The sequence below is a fragment of the Flavobacterium sp. LAR06 genome (assembly GCF_041946075.1).
Taxonomy (GTDB): domain Bacteria; phylum Bacteroidota; class Bacteroidia; order Flavobacteriales; family Flavobacteriaceae; genus Flavobacterium.
This window is the reverse complement of record NZ_JAUTYT010000003.1, coordinates 136501-153167: the sequence shown is the minus strand read 5'-3', so window position 1 is coordinate 153167 and position 16667 is coordinate 136501. Positions and strand designations below refer to the sequence as shown.

At 32.3% G+C, this 16667-nt stretch carries 20 protein-coding genes and 1 pseudogene; 16 read left to right on the top strand and 5 right to left on the bottom strand.

Annotated elements, in window-relative coordinates:
• Positions 1–24 precede the first annotated feature (24 nt).
• Positions 25–408 (bottom strand): acyl-CoA thioesterase, encoded by a 384-nt coding sequence (locus Q7C23_RS05760; protein WP_192184498.1) that lies wholly within the window; start codon positions 406–408, stop codon positions 25–27.
• A gap of 68 nt (positions 409–476) precedes the next feature.
• Here Q7C23_RS05760 and Q7C23_RS05755 point away from each other — a divergent pair, with 68 nt between their 5' ends.
• Both Q7C23_RS05755 and Q7C23_RS05750 read left to right on the top strand, forming a co-directional pair.
• Positions 477–884, top strand: a complete 408-nt coding sequence (locus Q7C23_RS05755) for a hypothetical protein (protein ID WP_026985104.1) — start codon at positions 477–479, stop codon at positions 882–884.
• Between the two features lie 9 nt (positions 885–893).
• Positions 894–1361: a hypothetical protein gene (locus tag Q7C23_RS05750; RefSeq protein ID WP_375031608.1), complete on the top strand. Its 468-nt coding sequence runs from the start codon at positions 894–896 to the stop codon at positions 1359–1361.
• Between the two features lie 77 nt (positions 1362–1438).
• Here the strand turns inward: Q7C23_RS05750 and Q7C23_RS05745 are convergent, their stop codons facing one another.
• Positions 1439–3178 (bottom strand): DUF885 domain-containing protein, encoded by a 1740-nt coding sequence (locus Q7C23_RS05745; RefSeq protein ID WP_375031607.1) that lies wholly within the window; start codon positions 3176–3178, stop codon positions 1439–1441.
• Positions 3179–3244: 66 nt separating this feature from the next.
• Entirely contained in the window at positions 3245–5221 is a 1977-nt protein-coding gene (locus Q7C23_RS05740) for a thiamine pyrophosphate-dependent enzyme (RefSeq protein WP_375031606.1), read from the bottom strand.
• Between the two features lie 176 nt (positions 5222–5397).
• Here Q7C23_RS05740 and Q7C23_RS05735 point away from each other — a divergent pair, with 176 nt between their 5' ends.
• The 10 genes from Q7C23_RS05735 to Q7C23_RS05690 all read left to right on the top strand — a co-directional run bounded on the left by Q7C23_RS05735 (position 5398) and on the right by Q7C23_RS05690 (position 12143).
• Positions 5398–6348 carry an isopenicillin N synthase family dioxygenase gene (locus Q7C23_RS05735; protein WP_375031605.1) on the top strand — a complete coding sequence of 317 codons (951 nt, stop codon included), beginning with the start codon at positions 5398–5400 and terminating at the stop codon, positions 6346–6348.
• A 110-nt stretch (positions 6349–6458) separates the two neighbouring features.
• Positions 6459–6791, top strand: a complete 333-nt coding sequence (locus tag Q7C23_RS05730; RefSeq protein ID WP_375031604.1) for a translation initiation factor — start codon at positions 6459–6461, stop codon at positions 6789–6791.
• Positions 6792–6881: 90 nt separating this feature from the next.
• Positions 6882–7751: a nucleoside phosphorylase gene (locus Q7C23_RS05725; protein WP_375031603.1), complete on the top strand. Its 870-nt coding sequence runs from the start codon at positions 6882–6884 to the stop codon at positions 7749–7751.
• 41 nt (positions 7752–7792) lie between these two features.
• The gene (locus tag Q7C23_RS05720; protein WP_375031602.1) at positions 7793–8233 is read left to right on the top strand and encodes a DinB family protein; all 441 of its coding nucleotides are present in this window, start codon (positions 7793–7795) and stop codon (positions 8231–8233) included.
• Between the two features lie 3 nt (positions 8234–8236).
• Positions 8237–8629 carry a VOC family protein gene (locus Q7C23_RS05715; RefSeq protein ID WP_375031601.1) on the top strand — a complete coding sequence of 131 codons (393 nt, stop codon included), beginning with the start codon at positions 8237–8239 and terminating at the stop codon, positions 8627–8629.
• A gap of 101 nt (positions 8630–8730) precedes the next feature.
• A complete protein-coding gene (locus Q7C23_RS05710; RefSeq protein WP_375031600.1) occupies positions 8731–9204 on the top strand; it encodes a DUF4265 domain-containing protein in 474 nt (157 codons plus the stop codon).
• A gap of 48 nt (positions 9205–9252) precedes the next feature.
• Positions 9253–10104 carry a substrate-binding domain-containing protein gene (locus Q7C23_RS05705; RefSeq protein WP_375031599.1) on the top strand — a complete coding sequence of 284 codons (852 nt, stop codon included), beginning with the start codon at positions 9253–9255 and terminating at the stop codon, positions 10102–10104.
• Positions 10105–10122: 18 nt separating this feature from the next.
• On the top strand, positions 10123–11055 hold the full coding sequence (locus Q7C23_RS05700) for a transglutaminase (protein ID WP_375031598.1): 933 nt from the start codon (positions 10123–10125) through the stop codon (positions 11053–11055).
• A 137-nt stretch (positions 11056–11192) separates the two neighbouring features.
• Positions 11193–11564 (top strand): hypothetical protein, encoded by a 372-nt coding sequence (locus tag Q7C23_RS05695; protein ID WP_375031597.1) that lies wholly within the window; start codon positions 11193–11195, stop codon positions 11562–11564.
• A 156-nt stretch (positions 11565–11720) separates the two neighbouring features.
• Positions 11721–12143 (top strand): GNAT family N-acetyltransferase, encoded by a 423-nt coding sequence (locus tag Q7C23_RS05690; RefSeq protein WP_375031596.1) that lies wholly within the window; start codon positions 11721–11723, stop codon positions 12141–12143.
• A gap of 62 nt (positions 12144–12205) precedes the next feature.
• On the opposite strand, the gene Q7C23_RS05685 is transcribed toward Q7C23_RS05690, so the two are convergent.
• Both Q7C23_RS05685 and Q7C23_RS05680 read right to left on the bottom strand, forming a co-directional pair.
• Complete coding sequence (locus Q7C23_RS05685) at positions 12206–13654, bottom strand: glycosyltransferase (RefSeq protein WP_375031595.1); 1449 nt, start codon at positions 13652–13654, stop codon at positions 12206–12208.
• A 289-nt stretch (positions 13655–13943) separates the two neighbouring features.
• Positions 13944–14387, bottom strand: a complete 444-nt coding sequence (locus Q7C23_RS05680; protein WP_375031594.1) for a PepSY-like domain-containing protein — start codon at positions 14385–14387, stop codon at positions 13944–13946.
• A 141-nt stretch (positions 14388–14528) separates the two neighbouring features.
• Between Q7C23_RS05680 and Q7C23_RS05675 the strand changes: the two genes are divergently transcribed.
• From Q7C23_RS05675 to Q7C23_RS05660, 4 genes and pseudogenes are all read left to right on the top strand, one after another.
• On the top strand, positions 14529–14993 hold the full coding sequence (locus Q7C23_RS05675; RefSeq protein ID WP_375031593.1) for a GNAT family N-acetyltransferase: 465 nt from the start codon (positions 14529–14531) through the stop codon (positions 14991–14993).
• A gap of 50 nt (positions 14994–15043) precedes the next feature.
• Positions 15044–15538 carry a hypothetical protein gene (locus Q7C23_RS05670; RefSeq protein WP_375031592.1) on the top strand — a complete coding sequence of 165 codons (495 nt, stop codon included), beginning with the start codon at positions 15044–15046 and terminating at the stop codon, positions 15536–15538.
• Between the two features lie 149 nt (positions 15539–15687).
• A pseudogene (locus Q7C23_RS05665) lies at positions 15688–16005 on the top strand (SRPBCC domain-containing protein); the annotation flags it as partial.
• Positions 16006–16080: 75 nt separating this feature from the next.
• Positions 16081–16650, top strand: a complete 570-nt coding sequence (locus Q7C23_RS05660; protein ID WP_375031591.1) for a Crp/Fnr family transcriptional regulator — start codon at positions 16081–16083, stop codon at positions 16648–16650.
• Positions 16651–16667 lie beyond the last annotated feature (17 nt).

The window sequence follows — 16667 nt, the reverse complement described above, 5'->3', positions numbered from 1 at the left end:
ATCACTGATAGGGTTGAGAAAAAATTACAAACGATCTTTTACGAATTCGATTTGCGTTTTTCCGTGGGCTTTTGGTTTTCCATCTTCATCCAGATTTACCATTGTAGTGTGGTCAATTGTAATGATAATTTCACGTGTCATCATGTTTCTTACGGCACACTTTAAAACAAGTGAAGTATTTCCGAATTTAACGACATCAATACCAATTTCTACAATATCGCCTTGACGTGCGGAGCTTTTAAAATTGATTTCTGACATGTATTTGGTAACCACTTTCGGATTCTGAAGCTGTACGATAGAGTACAAAGCTAATTCTTCATCAATCCACGCTAATAATTTTCCGCCAAATAAAGTTCCGTTTGGATTTAAATCTTCGGGCTTGACCCACTTTCTGGTATGAAATCGCATAATTTTAATTTATAAGAGTAAAAATAGATTTTTTGTATTGGAATTTTTTCTAAATTTAAAGAAAAAACATGGCAGATAGAGACACTTTTTTAAGAGAATTCAGAGGCGAAACTTTAGGAACTGTAAGTGCTCAATCTTCAGCAGATGAGTTGTTTCAAAATCAGACGATTAGGCCTATTTTAAAACTTCAAAATGATTTGTTTATTGCGGTGTTTATCAACTATGTAAATAAAAACAAAGCCGATTTCTATTCGTACACCGTCGAAAAGAAGCTTCAGGTAATAGAAAACTCCATTCAAAAAGATATTAAATTCAGAAATTCTTTAAAAGGAATTGTCATGGCACTTTTTACGATTGAAGAATATGAAACTTATATTCAAAACTCTTCAAGTTTAAATAAAAGAATGATGAATTTATTGATTGACCGATTGAAAAGTCAGGTGCAATTGTTTGAATTGGAATCAAATTCGAATTAGGTTTTAAAAATGGAAATAGAAATTCTCCGAGATAAAAAGGAGAGTTTATATGTATATAAAAATGAGGAGCTGTTATTTTATTCGAAGGTAAAATTTAACTGGAATAACAGGATCATAATGATTTACAATCACAATGATATTTTACTTCTAGAGGTAAAATATAAAATGACTTTTGTAAAAACTTATTATAAAATTTTGTACCAGAATGAATTAGTTACAGAGAATATATCAGAAATAACAAATACAAGAATAATCTATAACTTCGGCAAAAGATTATATATAAAACAGGATTACTTTATTGCTCTTGATGGTAATTTTTCTTATTATTTTAAAGAGGTTAGAGTTTCTCAATTAAAACAGAAAAATTGGGTTTCAAAACCAAAGATTTCATTAAATATAGACGATGAAAATCTAGAGTTTCTAAATCCTGTTATACTTCATTTTTTGGCAATTAGGGCAGGATACAATTCTGATTAGAAAATATAATAACTATAAAAGGTTTGACGAGATTACTATCTTATCAAACCTTTTATAATTAAAATGTCTTAGAAAATCTATTCTTTAGACAACATCAATTCCTTAATGTATTTTACCGGAGCACTTCCAAAACTTAGGAATTTTTCATGAAATTGTTTCAAGTTAAATTTATCTCCTTCCTTTTTCTTAAGCTCTTCTCGCAGGTTGTAAATTTCGGTATATCCTGTAAAATAAGAACATAGTTGCACTTGTGATAAAGTTACACGCTTCCACTTCCCTTCCGCCTCTGCTTGTTGCTGAAAAGCTTCTCTGGTAAGCAATCTCATAGCTTCTTCCTTAGACATATCTTTTGTGTGTACACTGTTGTCTAGAATAGTATTACAGGTTGTTCTTAAATTCCATTTGTAATACATCAACCACATTTCATCAGAGTTTTTGTAACCGCTCTCCAGTATCATTTTTTCAGCATAAACGGCCCAGCCTTCTACCATTGCACCATTTCCTAAAATAGATTTGATAATACTTGGTGATTGATTGCTGTAAACCAATTGAGTGTAATGTCCGGGAATGGCTTCGTGAATGTTTAAAATTTGAAGAATATAATCGTTGTATTCACGTAAGTAACTTTCAGCATTTTCAGCCGTCCAACCCGACATACTTCCAACATTATAATAGGTATTAGCATTTTTATCATAAGGCCCCGGAGCTGAAATCGAAGCGCCGGCAACACCTGCCATATAAGCCGGTTCCTTGCGCACTACTAAAGGTTTTGATGGATCAATATATAATAAATCTTTGTCTTTAACATATGCTGTTAACTCTGGAATCTGTTTTTCAATTTCTGATTGAAATTTCTCAGGAGTGGTGTGCTGCAATGAAATTTTATCAATCACCTGTTTGATTAAATCCAGTTTGTCGGCTGGTTTTGGCGCGTTTCCTTTGTATTTCTTCCAAAGCTTATCAGCCAAAACAAACATTTTATCATGTAAATCATTTTTATGATCAACGGCAATTTTATAAATTTCGTCAGCAGTATAACTAGACTGAATGTCAAAATTGAATTTTTTGGCATACAAATCAGACCCTAATCTAAAAGAACGAGGTGTCTTATTTGGTAGATTCTGCAGCCATTCAGCATAATCTTTAATCGCTTTTATTGAAACTTTTGCTTTGTCCTGCATTTCTTTTTTCTCAGCAGCACTCAATTTACTTTGTTCTAAAGCTGTATTTAAATCGGCTTCAAAAACTGTAGAACCTCCAATGTTTTGAGCAATGGCAAGATCTGTATGTTCAATTGTTGGGTTTTTAATATTCCTTTTAGCAGCTTCGTAATAAGCCGGAATAGCATTCATTTTAATATTAAAAGCTCGCAAACGAACTTCTAATGAATCATAATTTCCATTTAAAATTTCTGCGAAAGCACCACAAACATTGTATTCTGAAGGATTCCATTCAGATGATTTTAATTCTTTAATACTAAAGATTGAAGCCTCAAGTTGATTTTTAATCATTTGAAAGTCGGTCTTATTATTGTCAGACAAACTTTCAATATCGTATTGTTTTAAGGAGTCCAACTGGGCATTGGCAAAATCGAGTTGTACTTTTGTTTCATTGGCATCAGGAACTACCAAAACGCTGTCTAATTTATGATAACCAACGCCGGAAGCCCAACCTGGATTTATTTTCCACAACGAAGTAACAAACCCTTCTTTGTATTTGTCAAACTTCTGATCTAAGACTTTATCAGTAGTTTTAGTGTTTTTATTACAGGAAAAAAGTAATGAGATGGCAAAAAATGAAACAAACAGTTTTTTCATAAGTTAAGTTTTTATGTTTTAAAGATAAAAAAAATGTTCATTCTGCAAAGCAATATACTTCTGTGCTTAATATTTTAGTAAATCAAATAAAACGGCTTCAAAACGATTTTTGGGTAAAAACTGGTCTTCTAATGCTTTTGTAAACGGAATTGGCGAATCTAAACTGGCTACTCTTTTTACCGGAGCATCCAAATATTCAAAACATTCTTCCATAATTAGAGCCGAAATATCGCTGGCAATTCCACCAAACATAGTGTCTTCCTGATAAATAATTACTTTTCCGGTCTTTCTTACTGAAGCAAAAATGGTTTCCGTATCTAAAGGCTGAAGGGTTCTTAAGTCGATTAAATCAGCATCGATTTCAGGATTTTTCTCTAAGGTTTCTAAAGCCCAGTGAACAGGAGCTCCAAAGGCAATTATAGTTACTTTATTTCCTTCTTTTAAAACAGCCGCTTTTCCTAAGGGAATTGCATAATAATCTGTTGGAACATCCTGATAAACACTTCTGTATAATTGTTTATGTTCAAAAAATAAAACCGGATTTGGATCATTTATTGAACTGTTCAATAAACCTTTTGCATCATAAGGAAAAGCCGGATAAACTACTTTTAAACCAGGAGTTTTGGTGAACCAGGCTTCGTTTGTCTGTGAATGAAAAGGTCCTGCCTGGGTACCGCCGCCACAAGGCATACGAACCACGACGTCGGCTTTTTCGCCCCAACGGTAATGTGATTTAGCCAGTAAATTCACAATCGGATTAAATCCTGTTGAAACAAAATCAGCAAACTGCATTTCTATAATTGCTTTGTATCCATTAATTGACAATCCCATTCCTGCAGAAACTACGGCACTTTCGCAAATTGGAGTATTACGAACTCTATCCTTTCCAAAAAACTCAACAAAGCCATCTGTAATTTTGAAAGCACCCCCATATTCGGCAATATCCTGCCCCATAATAATCAGGTTTTTGTGCTTTTGCATGGATTGCTCCAAACTATTTCTTATTGCGTCAATAAATCGAATATTTTTAATTTCTGATGAAGGATTAACTTCCTCATAAATAAAAGGTTTATAAACATCATCTAATTCTCCACTATAAGTTGGGGTGATTTCAGGTTCAGCATTTGATATGGCTATATTTTCATCAATTTCCTGCTTAATTTCATCATGAAGCTGCTCGTCAAATTCAGCTGTTAAAACACCAATTTTAGTCAAATAATCGCGGTAATTTGTCACTGGATCTTTTACAGCCCATTCGTCCGTTAATTCCTGCGGAACATATTTGGTACCACTTGCTTCCTCATGTCCGCGCATTCTAAAAGTTTTGAACTCTAATAAAACAGGATGGGGATCATTTTGCATTTGTTCTTTTAACTCTGAAAGTTTGTTATAAACTTCCAGAATATTATTTCCATCAATAATATGACTCTCCATGCCATAACCAATTCCTTTATCAGCAAGGTTGGTACATTGATATTGCTCATTTGTTGGTGTTGAAAGCCCGTAACCGTTATTTTCAATAATAAACATGACAGGTAATTTCCACACAGCAGCAATATTTAATGCTTCGTGAAAATCTCCTTCACTTGTAGCGCCTTCACCTGTAAAAACGGCAGTGATTTTTTTATTGTTTTGAAGTTTATTGGCTAGGGCGATTCCGTCTGCGACCCCTAATTGCGGTCCCAAATGCGAGATCATCCCTATAATTTTATATTCCTGGGTTCCAAAATGAAAACTACGATCCCTGCCTTTTGTAAATCCATTTGCCTTTCCTTGCCACTGAGAAAATAAGCGGTGTAAAGGGATATTCCGTGAAGTAAAAACGCCCAAATTCCTGTGCATTGGCAAAACATATTCGGACTCATCCAAAACAGACGTCACTCCTACTGCAATTGCTTCCTGTCCTATGCCGGAGAACCACTTTGATATTTTTCCCTGGCGAATAAGGATTAACATCTTTTCTTCGATCAAACGGGGTTTAAGAAGTTTTTTATATAATTCCAATAATTTGGCGTCGGTAAGGTCTTGTCTGTAAAAGATCATAATTGGGGATTCGTTTTTTTAGTCTTTCAAATATAGAAAAACATAACAATTTTATTTGTTTTTGTTATATATTTTTTATTTTAATATAACTTTTAAAATTCAATTCTAAAATATTCTCTACCTTTGTTATTGAAAGGTTTTATGACACCTTTCTTCTTAAAATAAAAATGTAAAGTATGCAAAACATTCCTAGTGTAGACTTACGTGATTTCCTTTCGGACGACCCGAAACGTAAACAAAAATTTGTAAATGAAATCGGCAGTGCATTTGAAAACATTGGCTTCGTAGCCCTAAAAGGTCATTTCCTTGACGACCAGTTAGTAGACGAGCTTTATAGCGAAATTAGAAAATTTTTCGCTTTGCCAGTAGAAACTAAGCATAATTATGAAATTCCCGGTATTGGCGGACAAAGAGGTTATGTATCTTTTGGAAAAGAGCATGCTAAAGGTCGCAAAGAGGGGGATTTGAAAGAGTTTTGGCATTTTGGTCAGTATGTTGACAAAGATTCAAAATATGCATCGGAATATCCTGAAAATGTTGAAGTAAAAGAATTACCACGTTTTAATGTTGTTGGTAAAGATGCGTACCAAATGCTTGAAAAAACAGGTGTTTACGTATTGAGAGCTTTAGCTTTGCATTTAGGTTTAGACGAGTTTTATTTTGATCAATATGCGAAAGATGGAAACTCAATTTTAAGACCAATTCATTATCCTCCAATCACTTCTGAGCCAGAAAATGCAATTCGTGCAGCTGCTCACGGTGATATTAACCTGATTACACTTTTAATGGGTGCACAGGGAAAAGGACTTCAGGTTCAAAATCACGATGGAGAATGGATTGACGCTATTGCAGCAGATGATGAATTAGTAATTAATGTTGGAGATATGTTGTCAAGACATACAAACAACAAACTAAAATCAACAATTCATCAGGTTGTAAACCCTCCAAGAGAATTATGGGGAACATCTCGTTTTTCGGTGCCGTTTTTTATGCATCCTGTGAGCGATATGCGCTTAGATTGTCTAGAAAACTGTATTGATGCGGAAAACCCTAAGAAATTTGAAGATATTACAGCGGGAGATTATTTATATGAACGTTTAGTAGATTTAGGTTTAATTAAAAAGTAAACTTATTGAATTTCAATTGTAAAATTCCAAATTCCAATTCAACCTGGAGTTTGGAATTTGATTTTTATGAACTATATTTATTGGAATTTATTTTTTTAGAATAAAAAATTATGGACTTACAAGATCAATTAAAAAACTTATTTCCGGATCACGTTGAATCAAATGAGCCTGAAGAAATTCACGAACAAGAACATGTTCTTTATGTTCAGAAAGAACCTATGATCTGCAAATTTGAAAAACGAAAAGGAAAAGCAACCACCATAATTGAAGGTTACGAAGGATCTGATGAAGATTTTAAGATTCTGGCGAAAGAAATTAAAACCAAACTAAGTGTTGGCGGAACTTTTAAAGATGATTCAATCATCATTCAGGGCGATTATCGTGACAAAATCATGGCAATATTAAAAGAAAAAGGCTTTAAAACAAAACGAGTTGGGGGGTAATTTTTTTTTAGTTTCATGTTTCAAATTCTTGTTGACACTAAAAAAAAACTTAGAACCTTAGCCACTCAGAATCTTAGCATCTAAAAAGAAATGATAAAACAATCAGAATTAATACTAAATCCAGATGGAAGTATTTATCACTTAAATCTTCGTCCTGAACATATTGCAAACGATATAATTTTTGTGGGCGATCAGAATCGAGTAGAAAAAATCACTCAGTTTTTTGACACCATTGAATTTTCAACGCAAAAAAGGGAATTTAAAACTCAAACTGGAATCTATAAAGGAAAACGAATATCTGTAATGTCTACCGGGATTGGTCCTGACAATATTGATATTGTTTTGAATGAATTAGATGCTTTGGTAAACATTGATTTGGAAACACGTCAGCCAAAAGAAAAATTAACTTCGCTAAATATTATCAGAATAGGAACTTCGGGATCTTTACATGCTGATATTCCTGTGGACAGTTTTGTAATGTCAAAATTCGGATTGGGTTTAGATAATATGCTTCGCTCCTATTTAATTGACGATGTTTCGCAGGATGCCCTTGAAGATGCTTTTATAATGCATACCAATTGGGATATCAGAAAAGGAAGACCTTATGCAATTCCTTGTTCTGAAACATTAGAAAAAATTATTGAATCAGATAAAATATTTAAAGGAATTACAGCAACTGCCGGTGGATTTTATGGTCCCCAGGGACGCGTATTGCGTTTGAATATTCAGGATCAGGAATTAAACAATAAAATGGATAATTTCAATTTTGACGATCAAAGAATTACCAATTTAGAGATGGAAACAGCTGCTATTTATGGACTTTCTGCACTTTTAGGGCATAATGCACTATCTTTAAATGCTATTATTGCCAATCGTGCTTCCGGAACTTTTAGCGAAGATCCATACAAAGCTGTAGATGCGCTTATTGCTTATACATTGAATAAACTGGCTCAGAAGTAATTAGATAAAAAGTCAAATATCAAATAGAAATTAGATAATTCATGCAAAACGCTATTCTTAAATTTGATCAATTGTTGAATGAAAATTCAGGATATTTCCCAACAATTGATTCCGTTAAACTAGAAGAAAGAAAGCCCGGAAAATGGTCCAAAAAAGAAGTTTTAGGGCATTTAATTGATTCTGCAATTCATAATTTAGTTCGTTTTACAGAAATCAATTATGCAGCAGAACCCTATCGTCACAGACCTTACAATCAGATTGATTTAGTGAATTTAAATCAGTATCAGACAAAAGATATTAACGAACTAAACCAATTATGGCTGTCGTTAAACAAGCAAATCATCAGAATTATGAAATCTGTTGATGAGAAAGCTTTAGATTATAAAATTATTCTAAGCGATGAATCTGTTATTGATTTAAGGTTTTTGATGACAGATTATGTAGAACATTTAGAACATCATATTAATCAAATTAGATCCTAAATTATGTTTTTAAGAGTTGCCCGACATACCAATGATTTAGAGAGAATCGAAAATTTTTATGTTGATATTCTCGGTTTTGAACGATTAGGAGGTTTTCAGAATCACAATAATTACGATGGTATTTTTATTGGGAAATCGGGTTTGGACTGGCATTTTGAATTTACACAGTCAGATTCAAAAGCCAAGCATACTTTTGATGAAGAAGATGTAATTGTACTTTATCCAAAAACAATTTTAGATTATAATGAGTTGGAAAATAAGCTTGTACGTAGTAACATTTCAATACTAACTGCAGTTAATCCATTTTGGAATGAAAATGGAAAAATGTTTCAGGATCCGGATGGCTATCGAATTGTTATATCACCGTTGAAAGCAATAATCGATGAGATTAATTAGATAAAACTAATTAGATAATTAGTCAATTTGAAAATTAGATAATTATAAGCATCACTCGAAAATATTTAGAGAGATGAGCTTAAAAAAGTATTACTAAAATAATGGCAGACACACATAAAAAAATCTTATTTAAATATTACAGTGATTTTTTAGGAGAAACAGTTTCAGAAACCATGTGGGCGGAAATTATTAATTTGGAGAAGGGATTTTTCAGATTAGATAATATTCCGTTTTTTGGTGCCTCTATCGCAACAGCAGATCTTTTTTATGCTGAATATGATGAAAATGAAAAGAATTACATTTATCTGGAAACCATTGAACATTCGGGAAATTCAATTGTTCAGATTTTAATTTTAGAGAAAGACTTTGATAAAGAGGTAATCAGAGAAAAACTAAAAGCTATTAATTGTTTATCAGAAAGTCTGAATGATACTTTTCTGGCTGTCGAAATAGCAAGAGATATTGACTATTTGATTGTGAAAAATATCCTGAAAGAATACGAAGCAAAGGAAATAATAGAATTTGCAGAGCCTTACATCTCTGAAAAACACAGAGCAGATTTATTAAAAAATTAAACAAACTTAAAATACGCATACCAAACAACTTAACTTAAACTTAAACTAATGAAAACTGTAAAAATTGTAGGTGTTCCCGAACACTTCAATTTGCCATGGCAACTATGCATTGAAAATGGCGAATTTGAAGCAGAAAATATTGATTTACAATGGAAGAATATTCCTGAAGGTACTGGTAAAATGTGCCAGATGTTGCGTGATGGTGAAGCTGATATTGCTGTTATTTTGACAGAAGGAATTGTAAAAGATATTGTTGCAGGAAATCCAAGTAAAATAGTTCAGATTTATGTGCAGTCTCCTTTAATTTGGGGAATTCATGTTGCTGCGAAGTCAGATTTTCATTCGGTTAAAGATCTTAAAGACAAAAAAGTAGCCATTTCCAGATTAGGTTCAGGCTCACAACTAATGGCCTACGTAAATGCACATGAACAGGGCTGGGAAACAGATAATTTACAGTTTGAAATTATAAATACAATTGACGGTGCTGTTGAAGCTTTAACAAACGAAACTGCTGATTATTTTATGTGGGAACGCTTTATGACAAAACCACTTGTTGATAAAGGTATTTTTAGACGTGTTGGTGACTGCCCTACTCCATGGCCATCATTTGTGATTACCGTTCGCGATGAATTTTTGAAAAAGAACCCAAAAATAGTAGAGAAGATCCTTGAAGTCATCAACAAAACAACGCACGATTTTGCTCAAATTCCGGATATAGATAAAACTCTTGCTGATCTTTTCAATCAAAAAGTTGAAGATATTCAGGAATGGTTAAAGTTAACACAATGGTCTCAAAAACATTTAAGTGAAAAAGCATTCGATAAAATTCAAAATCAATTATTTGGTCTGGGAATTATTGATAAAAAAAGTACTTTTGTTGAAACGGTAAAAGCGCTGTAAAAACTGCTTTTAATTCTTATGATGAAATTCCCTAAAATCGACTTTCCGCAATTAAAATCCAAATTACAGGTGAAATCACCCTGGGATAGGATTATTATTATGCTGTTGAGTCTTTTAATTACCATTCCGGTTTTCATCATTCTGCATCAAAATTTAATCGATCTAAAATGGGCTTTCAATTTAGATCGTGTTTTTGTTTTTATAATCGTTTTCGCGGCTATATTTTTTTCTTTAATGTTGCTGCGAACGATCATTATACTGTGTATTGCCTTGTATTTGTTGATTTTGTTTTACGGAACTGTTATTGGAAATTATGGTTTCAATGAAATTTCGGAAGACTACAATTCGATGATTTATACTATGTCTGATAATCCATTTCCACAGGATATTATTGCGGCAAAATTGCTTCCTTTTCCAAATAAATCAAAAATTATAAATGCCATAGAATATCAAAATCCGAAAGTTCGAAATTTTGCTATTATGGCTACAACAAAACATTTTAAAAACGTTAAAGGATATTCAGACTACAGAACCATAATTCAGTGTTTTGCTGTCTTTAAAGAGATCAATAGCCGTTGGAATTATGTAAACGATCCAAAAGAAGGAGATTATATTGCGACTGCCAGTGAATCATTGGCTTATTTTTCAGGAGATTGTGATGATCACTCGATCTTAATGGCCGCTGCAGTACGTTCCATTGGTGGGACTCCAAGGCTTATACATACAAAAGGACACATTTATCCTGAAATTCTGATTGGTTCTTTAATTGATTTGGAAAAAGTCAATTATCTTATAAAAAACGTACTTTTTGTAAAGGAAAGTTATGGCAAAAGAATCCATTATCATATAGATGATCGAGGTCAGGTATGGATGAATCTGGACTATACCGCTACTTATCCCGGTGGTCCATTTTTGTATGAAGAAATTCTGGGAGCCCTTACACTAAACTAGGTTACGTCCTTTAAAAGAGAATAAAAAAGCACCTCTTAAATTGGTAAAAGACTAATTATTAGATGTTTTCCTAGAAAAATATAAAACGAATATTTTTTTTTTGTAACTTTTCATGTTTAATTTTTAATCTCAAAACCATGAAAAAATCTAAATTATTTATCCTCGGAATTACATTGTTGACCCTATTAACGATTTCATGCCACAATAAAAGAAATAAATTGGTGAATTCCTGGAAAATAACAGCTGTTGAAACTAATACCGTAGCACTTTCAGATTCAGCAAAACATGTTATTTTAACATCTGGAAACCTAACTTTCACAGAAGATGGGCATGTAACGGGATTCTTACTGCAGCCAATTACAAATGGTACTTATGCCTTAACGAAAAAAGGAAAAAGTTTAGTTATTAAAGACGAAACCGGTACACCTTTTCCAAGTGAAAGTACTATAACAGATGATGAGCTAATATTAAAATTAAAAGAAGTAAAAATTACACTTAAGAAAATTTAAGTACAAAATTCATTATTACAGCAATTTAAAATAAAAGAATAACATACCACATTATTATAATGAGCTCCTAATTGACTTAGTTATTAGGAGCTTGTTCATTTATTTAAAAGATGTATTTTATCGTAAATTTGAACTGTATTGATTTAAATGAAGAAAATGTTTCAAATCGTTGAAAAAAATAAAAATCACATAGCTGATTTACAAAGAATTTTTCTGGAGGTGCGCCAAAAAACATTTTATTGGCTGGATACTCAAAATTATAATCTTACCGATTTTGATTATGAAACTCAAGCTGAGTTTGTTTTGGTTGCTCTTGTAGATAATAAGGTTGTCGGATTTATTTCGCTATGGCTTCCGGGAAATTTTATTCATCATTTTTATATTGACGAAAAATATCAGCAGCATAAAATTGGATCCAAATTACTTGAAGAAGCTATCCTGATAATGAAAACTCCTATTACATTAAAATGCCTGGAAAAGAATTTCCGTGCTGTTGAATTTTATAAAAAGAAAGGTTTTGTTGCAACAGAAGGAGGCGTTTCGGCTCATGGTGAGTATCTTTTGTTTACACTCCATTAAAAGACAATAAAAAGCCCTAAAAACTAAATAGTTCTAGGGCTTTTCAAATTTTATTTGAGCGTTTATTTTACTTCAGATAAACCTCTTGTTAACCAACCTCTTTTATTGGCTGTAGCAATAGAATATGGCATAATCCAAAATAAGCTAAAAGTATAAAAAATACTATAGGAATATGCCCAGAAAGCTTCAGACCAACTATATCTTTTGGCATAAAATAATACAGAAAAGCTGGAAACAATTAAAATACCCAAAAGTGTAGAACTAAAGAATAAAATTGGGTGTATGGCTATAAAAAATAGCATAAATAGCAAGAATGGATATGCCATAACAATTTTTAGTGATTGATTTAAGAACAAAAGACGAGCACCAAATTTAGATTCCTTTCTAAAATCTTTAAATACATATTGAGCCATCATTAAATTTTCGCGTACATTACTTCTTCCCCATCTTATAAACATTTTATATAATCCAACGTATTCTTCCGGTACGTTTGTAAGCACAACAGCATTTCTTTGAAATAGTACATGTAATCCCTGTTTCAAAATCATATTGGTCATAGCACGATCTTCTCCAATATCTGATGGCTGCCCCATAAAGGTTTGATCAATCCATTCCGGTAGACAATTAAGAACCGCATCACGTTGATAAGCTGCTGCTGCACCCGGAGTACAAAGAACTGAACCTAACATGCTTTCGGCAGAACGCATGAACTCGAAACTCATTACGAAACTCACATTTAACATTTTTGGCAACAACGCTTTTTTATTGTTTAGAACATGAACATTTCCTGCCACGGCTCCACATTTTTCATCAACAACAAATGGGCTTACAAGATTTCGTAATGTATCTTTCTTTACAATTGAATCACTATCAACGGTTACAAAAATTTCTCCAGTAGCAAGTTCAAATCCACGGTATAAAGCATGGCGTTTTCCTTTATTTTCTGGTTGTTGGTAAATCTCCAAACGATCTCCTAATTTTATTTTAGCTTGTTGCATCCAGTACCAGGTATCATCTTTACTTCCGTCATCAATTGCTAGTAATTGTAGTTTTTGTTCCGGGAAATCACTGCCTGCAAGACTTAATAAAGTATCCCACACTAATTTTCCTTCATTATATGCCGGCACTATTACAGTACAGGTTGGTAATAGTTCATCTGAAACTGATTCAATTGGTTTGTATTTAAAATACAAGTATAAATTATAAAGAAATGAACCTGTTTGGAAGAAAAATAAAGCTGCAGTTAAAATTAAAAAAGGCAGACCCCAGGCAGAATTTATTCTGTCAATATGAAACTGATCAAAGTCTGATTGTAATTTATAAACTAGAAAAGAGCCCGCAAGCATTAATGCAAATGTACCAAGTAGCACAATAAAACTTAATGGATTTACGTTTTTCTTAAAATCTTTATGAGAATATTGATTGTTTATATTAAAAATTGAACTGTTTAATGGAAGTTCACTTTTGCTTGAAGTGTAAAATTGTTCCTGAATAATTGTTTCGCTTTTCATAATGGGCAATTGCTGTTTCTTAATGGCTTTTATTAAATTGGCATTCCTTTTGAATATTACTTTATCGTCAAAAAATGATAAAAATTAACTATTCGAAGAAATATGACTATATCCCATTTTACAAGCCTTATGCCAATATCATTTTAAATTGACAATGAGTACTTTAGAAATTTTAAGCTAAAATTGCGTTGTGTAAAGATTACACACTTGTGAAAAGTTTATACTAAAGATTCAAAAAAAAAGCCTCCAAATCTCTTGATTTTGGAGGCTTCTCGTTTTAGAAAAAAGATTACTGGACGTTATTTTTTTTATCTTTTAGAATTTTACCTTCTTTGGTAAATTCAAGGTCAATGTCATTTGTTAAATCAACATCCAAATCCTTGTGGCCATAATCGATGTGTGTTATTTTTTCATCTGGATAATTTTTTGAAACATAATCTTTGACCGAGGCTGGAATAAATTCGGTCGGAATGGGTTTGTCATCGCCATCAACTTCACGATAAGATCCATCTTTCCAGAATTCAACTTCAGTTCCGTCTTTTAGTTTCACTTCATACCCTTTTTCACCATGCTCGGCATCTTTTTTAGCAATTTCTATGGAAGTATAACTAAAATGCTTCTTAAGAAATTCCTGTGCCGGTTGAGGCAATTCAGTTGTTTCAATTTTTTTCTGCGCTTTCGCCGATATTACAAAACCTAGTAATAAAACGGCCATTATGATTTTCGTTTTCATGATTTCTATATTTTATTTATCGTATATAGCTAATTTACAACAACTAAAAATGCCTTCAAATTAATTTAAGAAAGCTTTAATTTTTTAAGAAGTACTTTTTTATTTATTTTTATTCCATAATTAACAATTTCAAAATAGAGAATGATTATAGAAAAAGCAATTACCAGCGATCATCAAATTTTGACAGATATCACTAAAAAATCAAAGGCTTACTGGGGATACTCTGAAGAACAAATTGAAAATTGGTCAGAATTTTTAACCGTAACTCCAGTTTATATTGATGCAAATGTGGTTTATAAATTGACTTTAGAAAAGAAATTGGCAGGCTATTACTCTTTTCTTTACGAGGATGAAAAAACGGTGAAACTTGATAATTTATTTGTATTACCGGAATATATTGGCAAAGGGCTTGGAAAAATTTTAATGAGACACTTTTTATTAGAAATGAATAAAACGAGCGTTAATAAAATAATCCTTAATTCAGAACCTAATGCAGAGCTATTTTATGCTAAACTAGGTTTTGTAAAAACGGGACAAATTGAAACTTCTATAAAAGACAGGTATATGCCAGTAATGGAATTAGAATTAAAACCTATAGAATTATAGAAAAATAAGTTTTTTTTCGGATTCTCTTTAATAATAAATGAACAAATTATATGAAACTGATAGCAACTTTTTTTATTCTTTTTTTAAGTCTGAATATTTCTGCGCAAGAATTACCAAGTCCTTACAACTCTGGTTATGAATTTCCTATTGGCGCAAAATTTACCATTAAATTAAATACCGCTGATCCAAAAAATATCACGTACTCTATTATTAAATTTGAGCCTTTTACCGAGATAATCAATACTTTTGAAAAGGATGAATTATTTGAAAAGACTGGTGAAGAAGGGACAATCGATTTTTATTTTTGCATAGGAACTCATGGAGAAAGTGAAAAGGAAAAGAATAACAACATGCAAGTACTGTTGAGTTTTAAAAACAGAACAAAATTTTCTTTGAAATACATTTCAGAAATTCAGCGTAATGAAGAAGGTGATTTTAAAGAAACATCAAATATGGGAGCTTATCCTGGTGCTATAGGAAATGAAATGTGGCCTTACATGATTAATATGATACGTTTACGAGATTTTGAAATCTCTAATAAATAATTTAGAAGATTTGCAAAATGGTAACAGTGACTTTCCCATCAACTCCGGACTGCGAAATTGTAAGTACCAGAATCGTAAATTTTTCTCAGGAACTTGTTTTTGAAGCCTGGACAAATCCAGATCATTTAAAAAAATGATGGGAACCCAAAGGATTTACAAACACCTTTGAAGAATTTGACCTTAGGCCTGGCGGCAGATGGAAATTTGTAATGCATGCCCCTGAGCAAGGAAATTTTCAAAATGAATGTGAGTTTGTAAAAATTGAAAAACCAACTGAAATCTCCTGGATTCGCATTTCTAAACCTTTATCCAATATAGTAGCAACATTTGAAAAAGTAGCTGACAAGAAAACACAAATCGTTTTCAGAATGGTTTTTGAAACCGCTGAAGAATGCTCCAAACTTAGACCTTTTGTGACAGATAAAAATGAAGAAAATTTTGATCGTCTTGAAGTCGAGTTGAGTTAAATGACCTTATAAAATTATTCCTCATTATTTGTCAAATGGCAAATAATAAAAAAACAACTTTGACTAACTTGCAGTATGAAAGAGTTTATAGAATATATATTGCAATTTGGAAACTTAAACCCGCAGCAACTTGATTTAATTTCAAAAAAGGCGACAGAAAAAATCCTCCTAAAAGACGAATATTTTTCTGAAGCAGGAAAAATTGCTCAGGAAGTTGGTTTTACTTTAGAGGGAATTATAAGAGTTTGTTACTACAATAATAAGGGCGAAGAAATTACCAAATATTTTATTGATGAAAATAATCTGGTAGTTGATCTGGAGAGTTTCAACAATGATATTTGTTCCAATGCTTACGTACAAGCAATTACAGACTGTAAAATACTTGTTTTTTCTAAAAAAGACTGGAAAGAACTGTTAGATACTATTATTCCCTGGGAAGCCATCGTCAATAAAATTACTTCACGGGCATTGATCCAAAAAATAGAAAGAAGAAGTCCGTTGGTTTCGGAGGATGCGACTACCCGTTACCTGATGTTTTTGAAAATTTATCCCAATGTGGTCAACCGTATTCCACTTTCCTATATTGCTTCTTATTTAGGAATTACACAATCTTCTCTAAGCAGAATAAGAAAAAGTATTCGTTAAGATGCTTTTTGTCATTT

What these genes read in the sequence shown, in the direction of transcription:
- Q7C23_RS05675 (WP_375031593.1), top strand. Translation starts at nt 14,529, where the DNA reads ATGATTATAGAAAAAGCAATTACCAGCGATCATCAAATTTTGACAGAT.
- Q7C23_RS05725 (WP_375031603.1), top strand. Translation starts at nt 6,882, where the DNA reads ATGATAAAACAATCAGAATTAATACTAAATCCAGATGGAAGTATTTAT.
- Q7C23_RS05700 (WP_375031598.1), top strand. Translation starts at nt 10,123, where the DNA reads ATGATGAAATTCCCTAAAATCGACTTTCCGCAATTAAAATCCAAATTA.
- Q7C23_RS05760 (WP_192184498.1), bottom strand. Translation starts at nt 408, where the DNA reads ATGCGATTTCATACCAGAAAGTGGGTCAAGCCCGAAGATTTAAATCCA.
- Q7C23_RS05715 (WP_375031601.1), top strand. Translation starts at nt 8,237, where the DNA reads ATGTTTTTAAGAGTTGCCCGACATACCAATGATTTAGAGAGAATCGAA.
- Q7C23_RS05710 (WP_375031600.1), top strand. Translation starts at nt 8,731, where the DNA reads ATGGCAGACACACATAAAAAAATCTTATTTAAATATTACAGTGATTTT.
- Q7C23_RS05690 (WP_375031596.1), top strand. Translation starts at nt 11,721, where the DNA reads ATGTTTCAAATCGTTGAAAAAAATAAAAATCACATAGCTGATTTACAA.
- Q7C23_RS05730 (WP_375031604.1), top strand. Translation starts at nt 6,459, where the DNA reads ATGGACTTACAAGATCAATTAAAAAACTTATTTCCGGATCACGTTGAA.
- Q7C23_RS05705 (WP_375031599.1), top strand. Translation starts at nt 9,253, where the DNA reads ATGAAAACTGTAAAAATTGTAGGTGTTCCCGAACACTTCAATTTGCCA.
- Q7C23_RS05750 (WP_375031608.1), top strand. Translation starts at nt 894, where the DNA reads ATGGAAATAGAAATTCTCCGAGATAAAAAGGAGAGTTTATATGTATAT.
- Q7C23_RS05745 (WP_375031607.1), bottom strand. Translation starts at nt 3,178, where the DNA reads ATGAAAAAACTGTTTGTTTCATTTTTTGCCATCTCATTACTTTTTTCC.
- Q7C23_RS05720 (WP_375031602.1), top strand. Translation starts at nt 7,793, where the DNA reads ATGCAAAACGCTATTCTTAAATTTGATCAATTGTTGAATGAAAATTCA.
- Q7C23_RS05735 (WP_375031605.1), top strand. Translation starts at nt 5,398, where the DNA reads ATGCAAAACATTCCTAGTGTAGACTTACGTGATTTCCTTTCGGACGAC.
- Q7C23_RS05755 (WP_026985104.1), top strand. Translation starts at nt 477, where the DNA reads ATGGCAGATAGAGACACTTTTTTAAGAGAATTCAGAGGCGAAACTTTA.
- Q7C23_RS05740 (WP_375031606.1), bottom strand. Translation starts at nt 5,221, where the DNA reads ATGATCTTTTACAGACAAGACCTTACCGACGCCAAATTATTGGAATTA.
- Q7C23_RS05680 (WP_375031594.1), bottom strand. Translation starts at nt 14,387, where the DNA reads ATGAAAACGAAAATCATAATGGCCGTTTTATTACTAGGTTTTGTAATA.
- Q7C23_RS05695 (WP_375031597.1), top strand. Translation starts at nt 11,193, where the DNA reads ATGAAAAAATCTAAATTATTTATCCTCGGAATTACATTGTTGACCCTA.
- Q7C23_RS05670 (WP_375031592.1), top strand. Translation starts at nt 15,044, where the DNA reads ATGAAACTGATAGCAACTTTTTTTATTCTTTTTTTAAGTCTGAATATT.
- Q7C23_RS05660 (WP_375031591.1), top strand. Translation starts at nt 16,081, where the DNA reads ATGAAAGAGTTTATAGAATATATATTGCAATTTGGAAACTTAAACCCG.
- Q7C23_RS05685 (WP_375031595.1), bottom strand. Translation starts at nt 13,654, where the DNA reads ATGAAAAGCGAAACAATTATTCAGGAACAATTTTACACTTCAAGCAAA.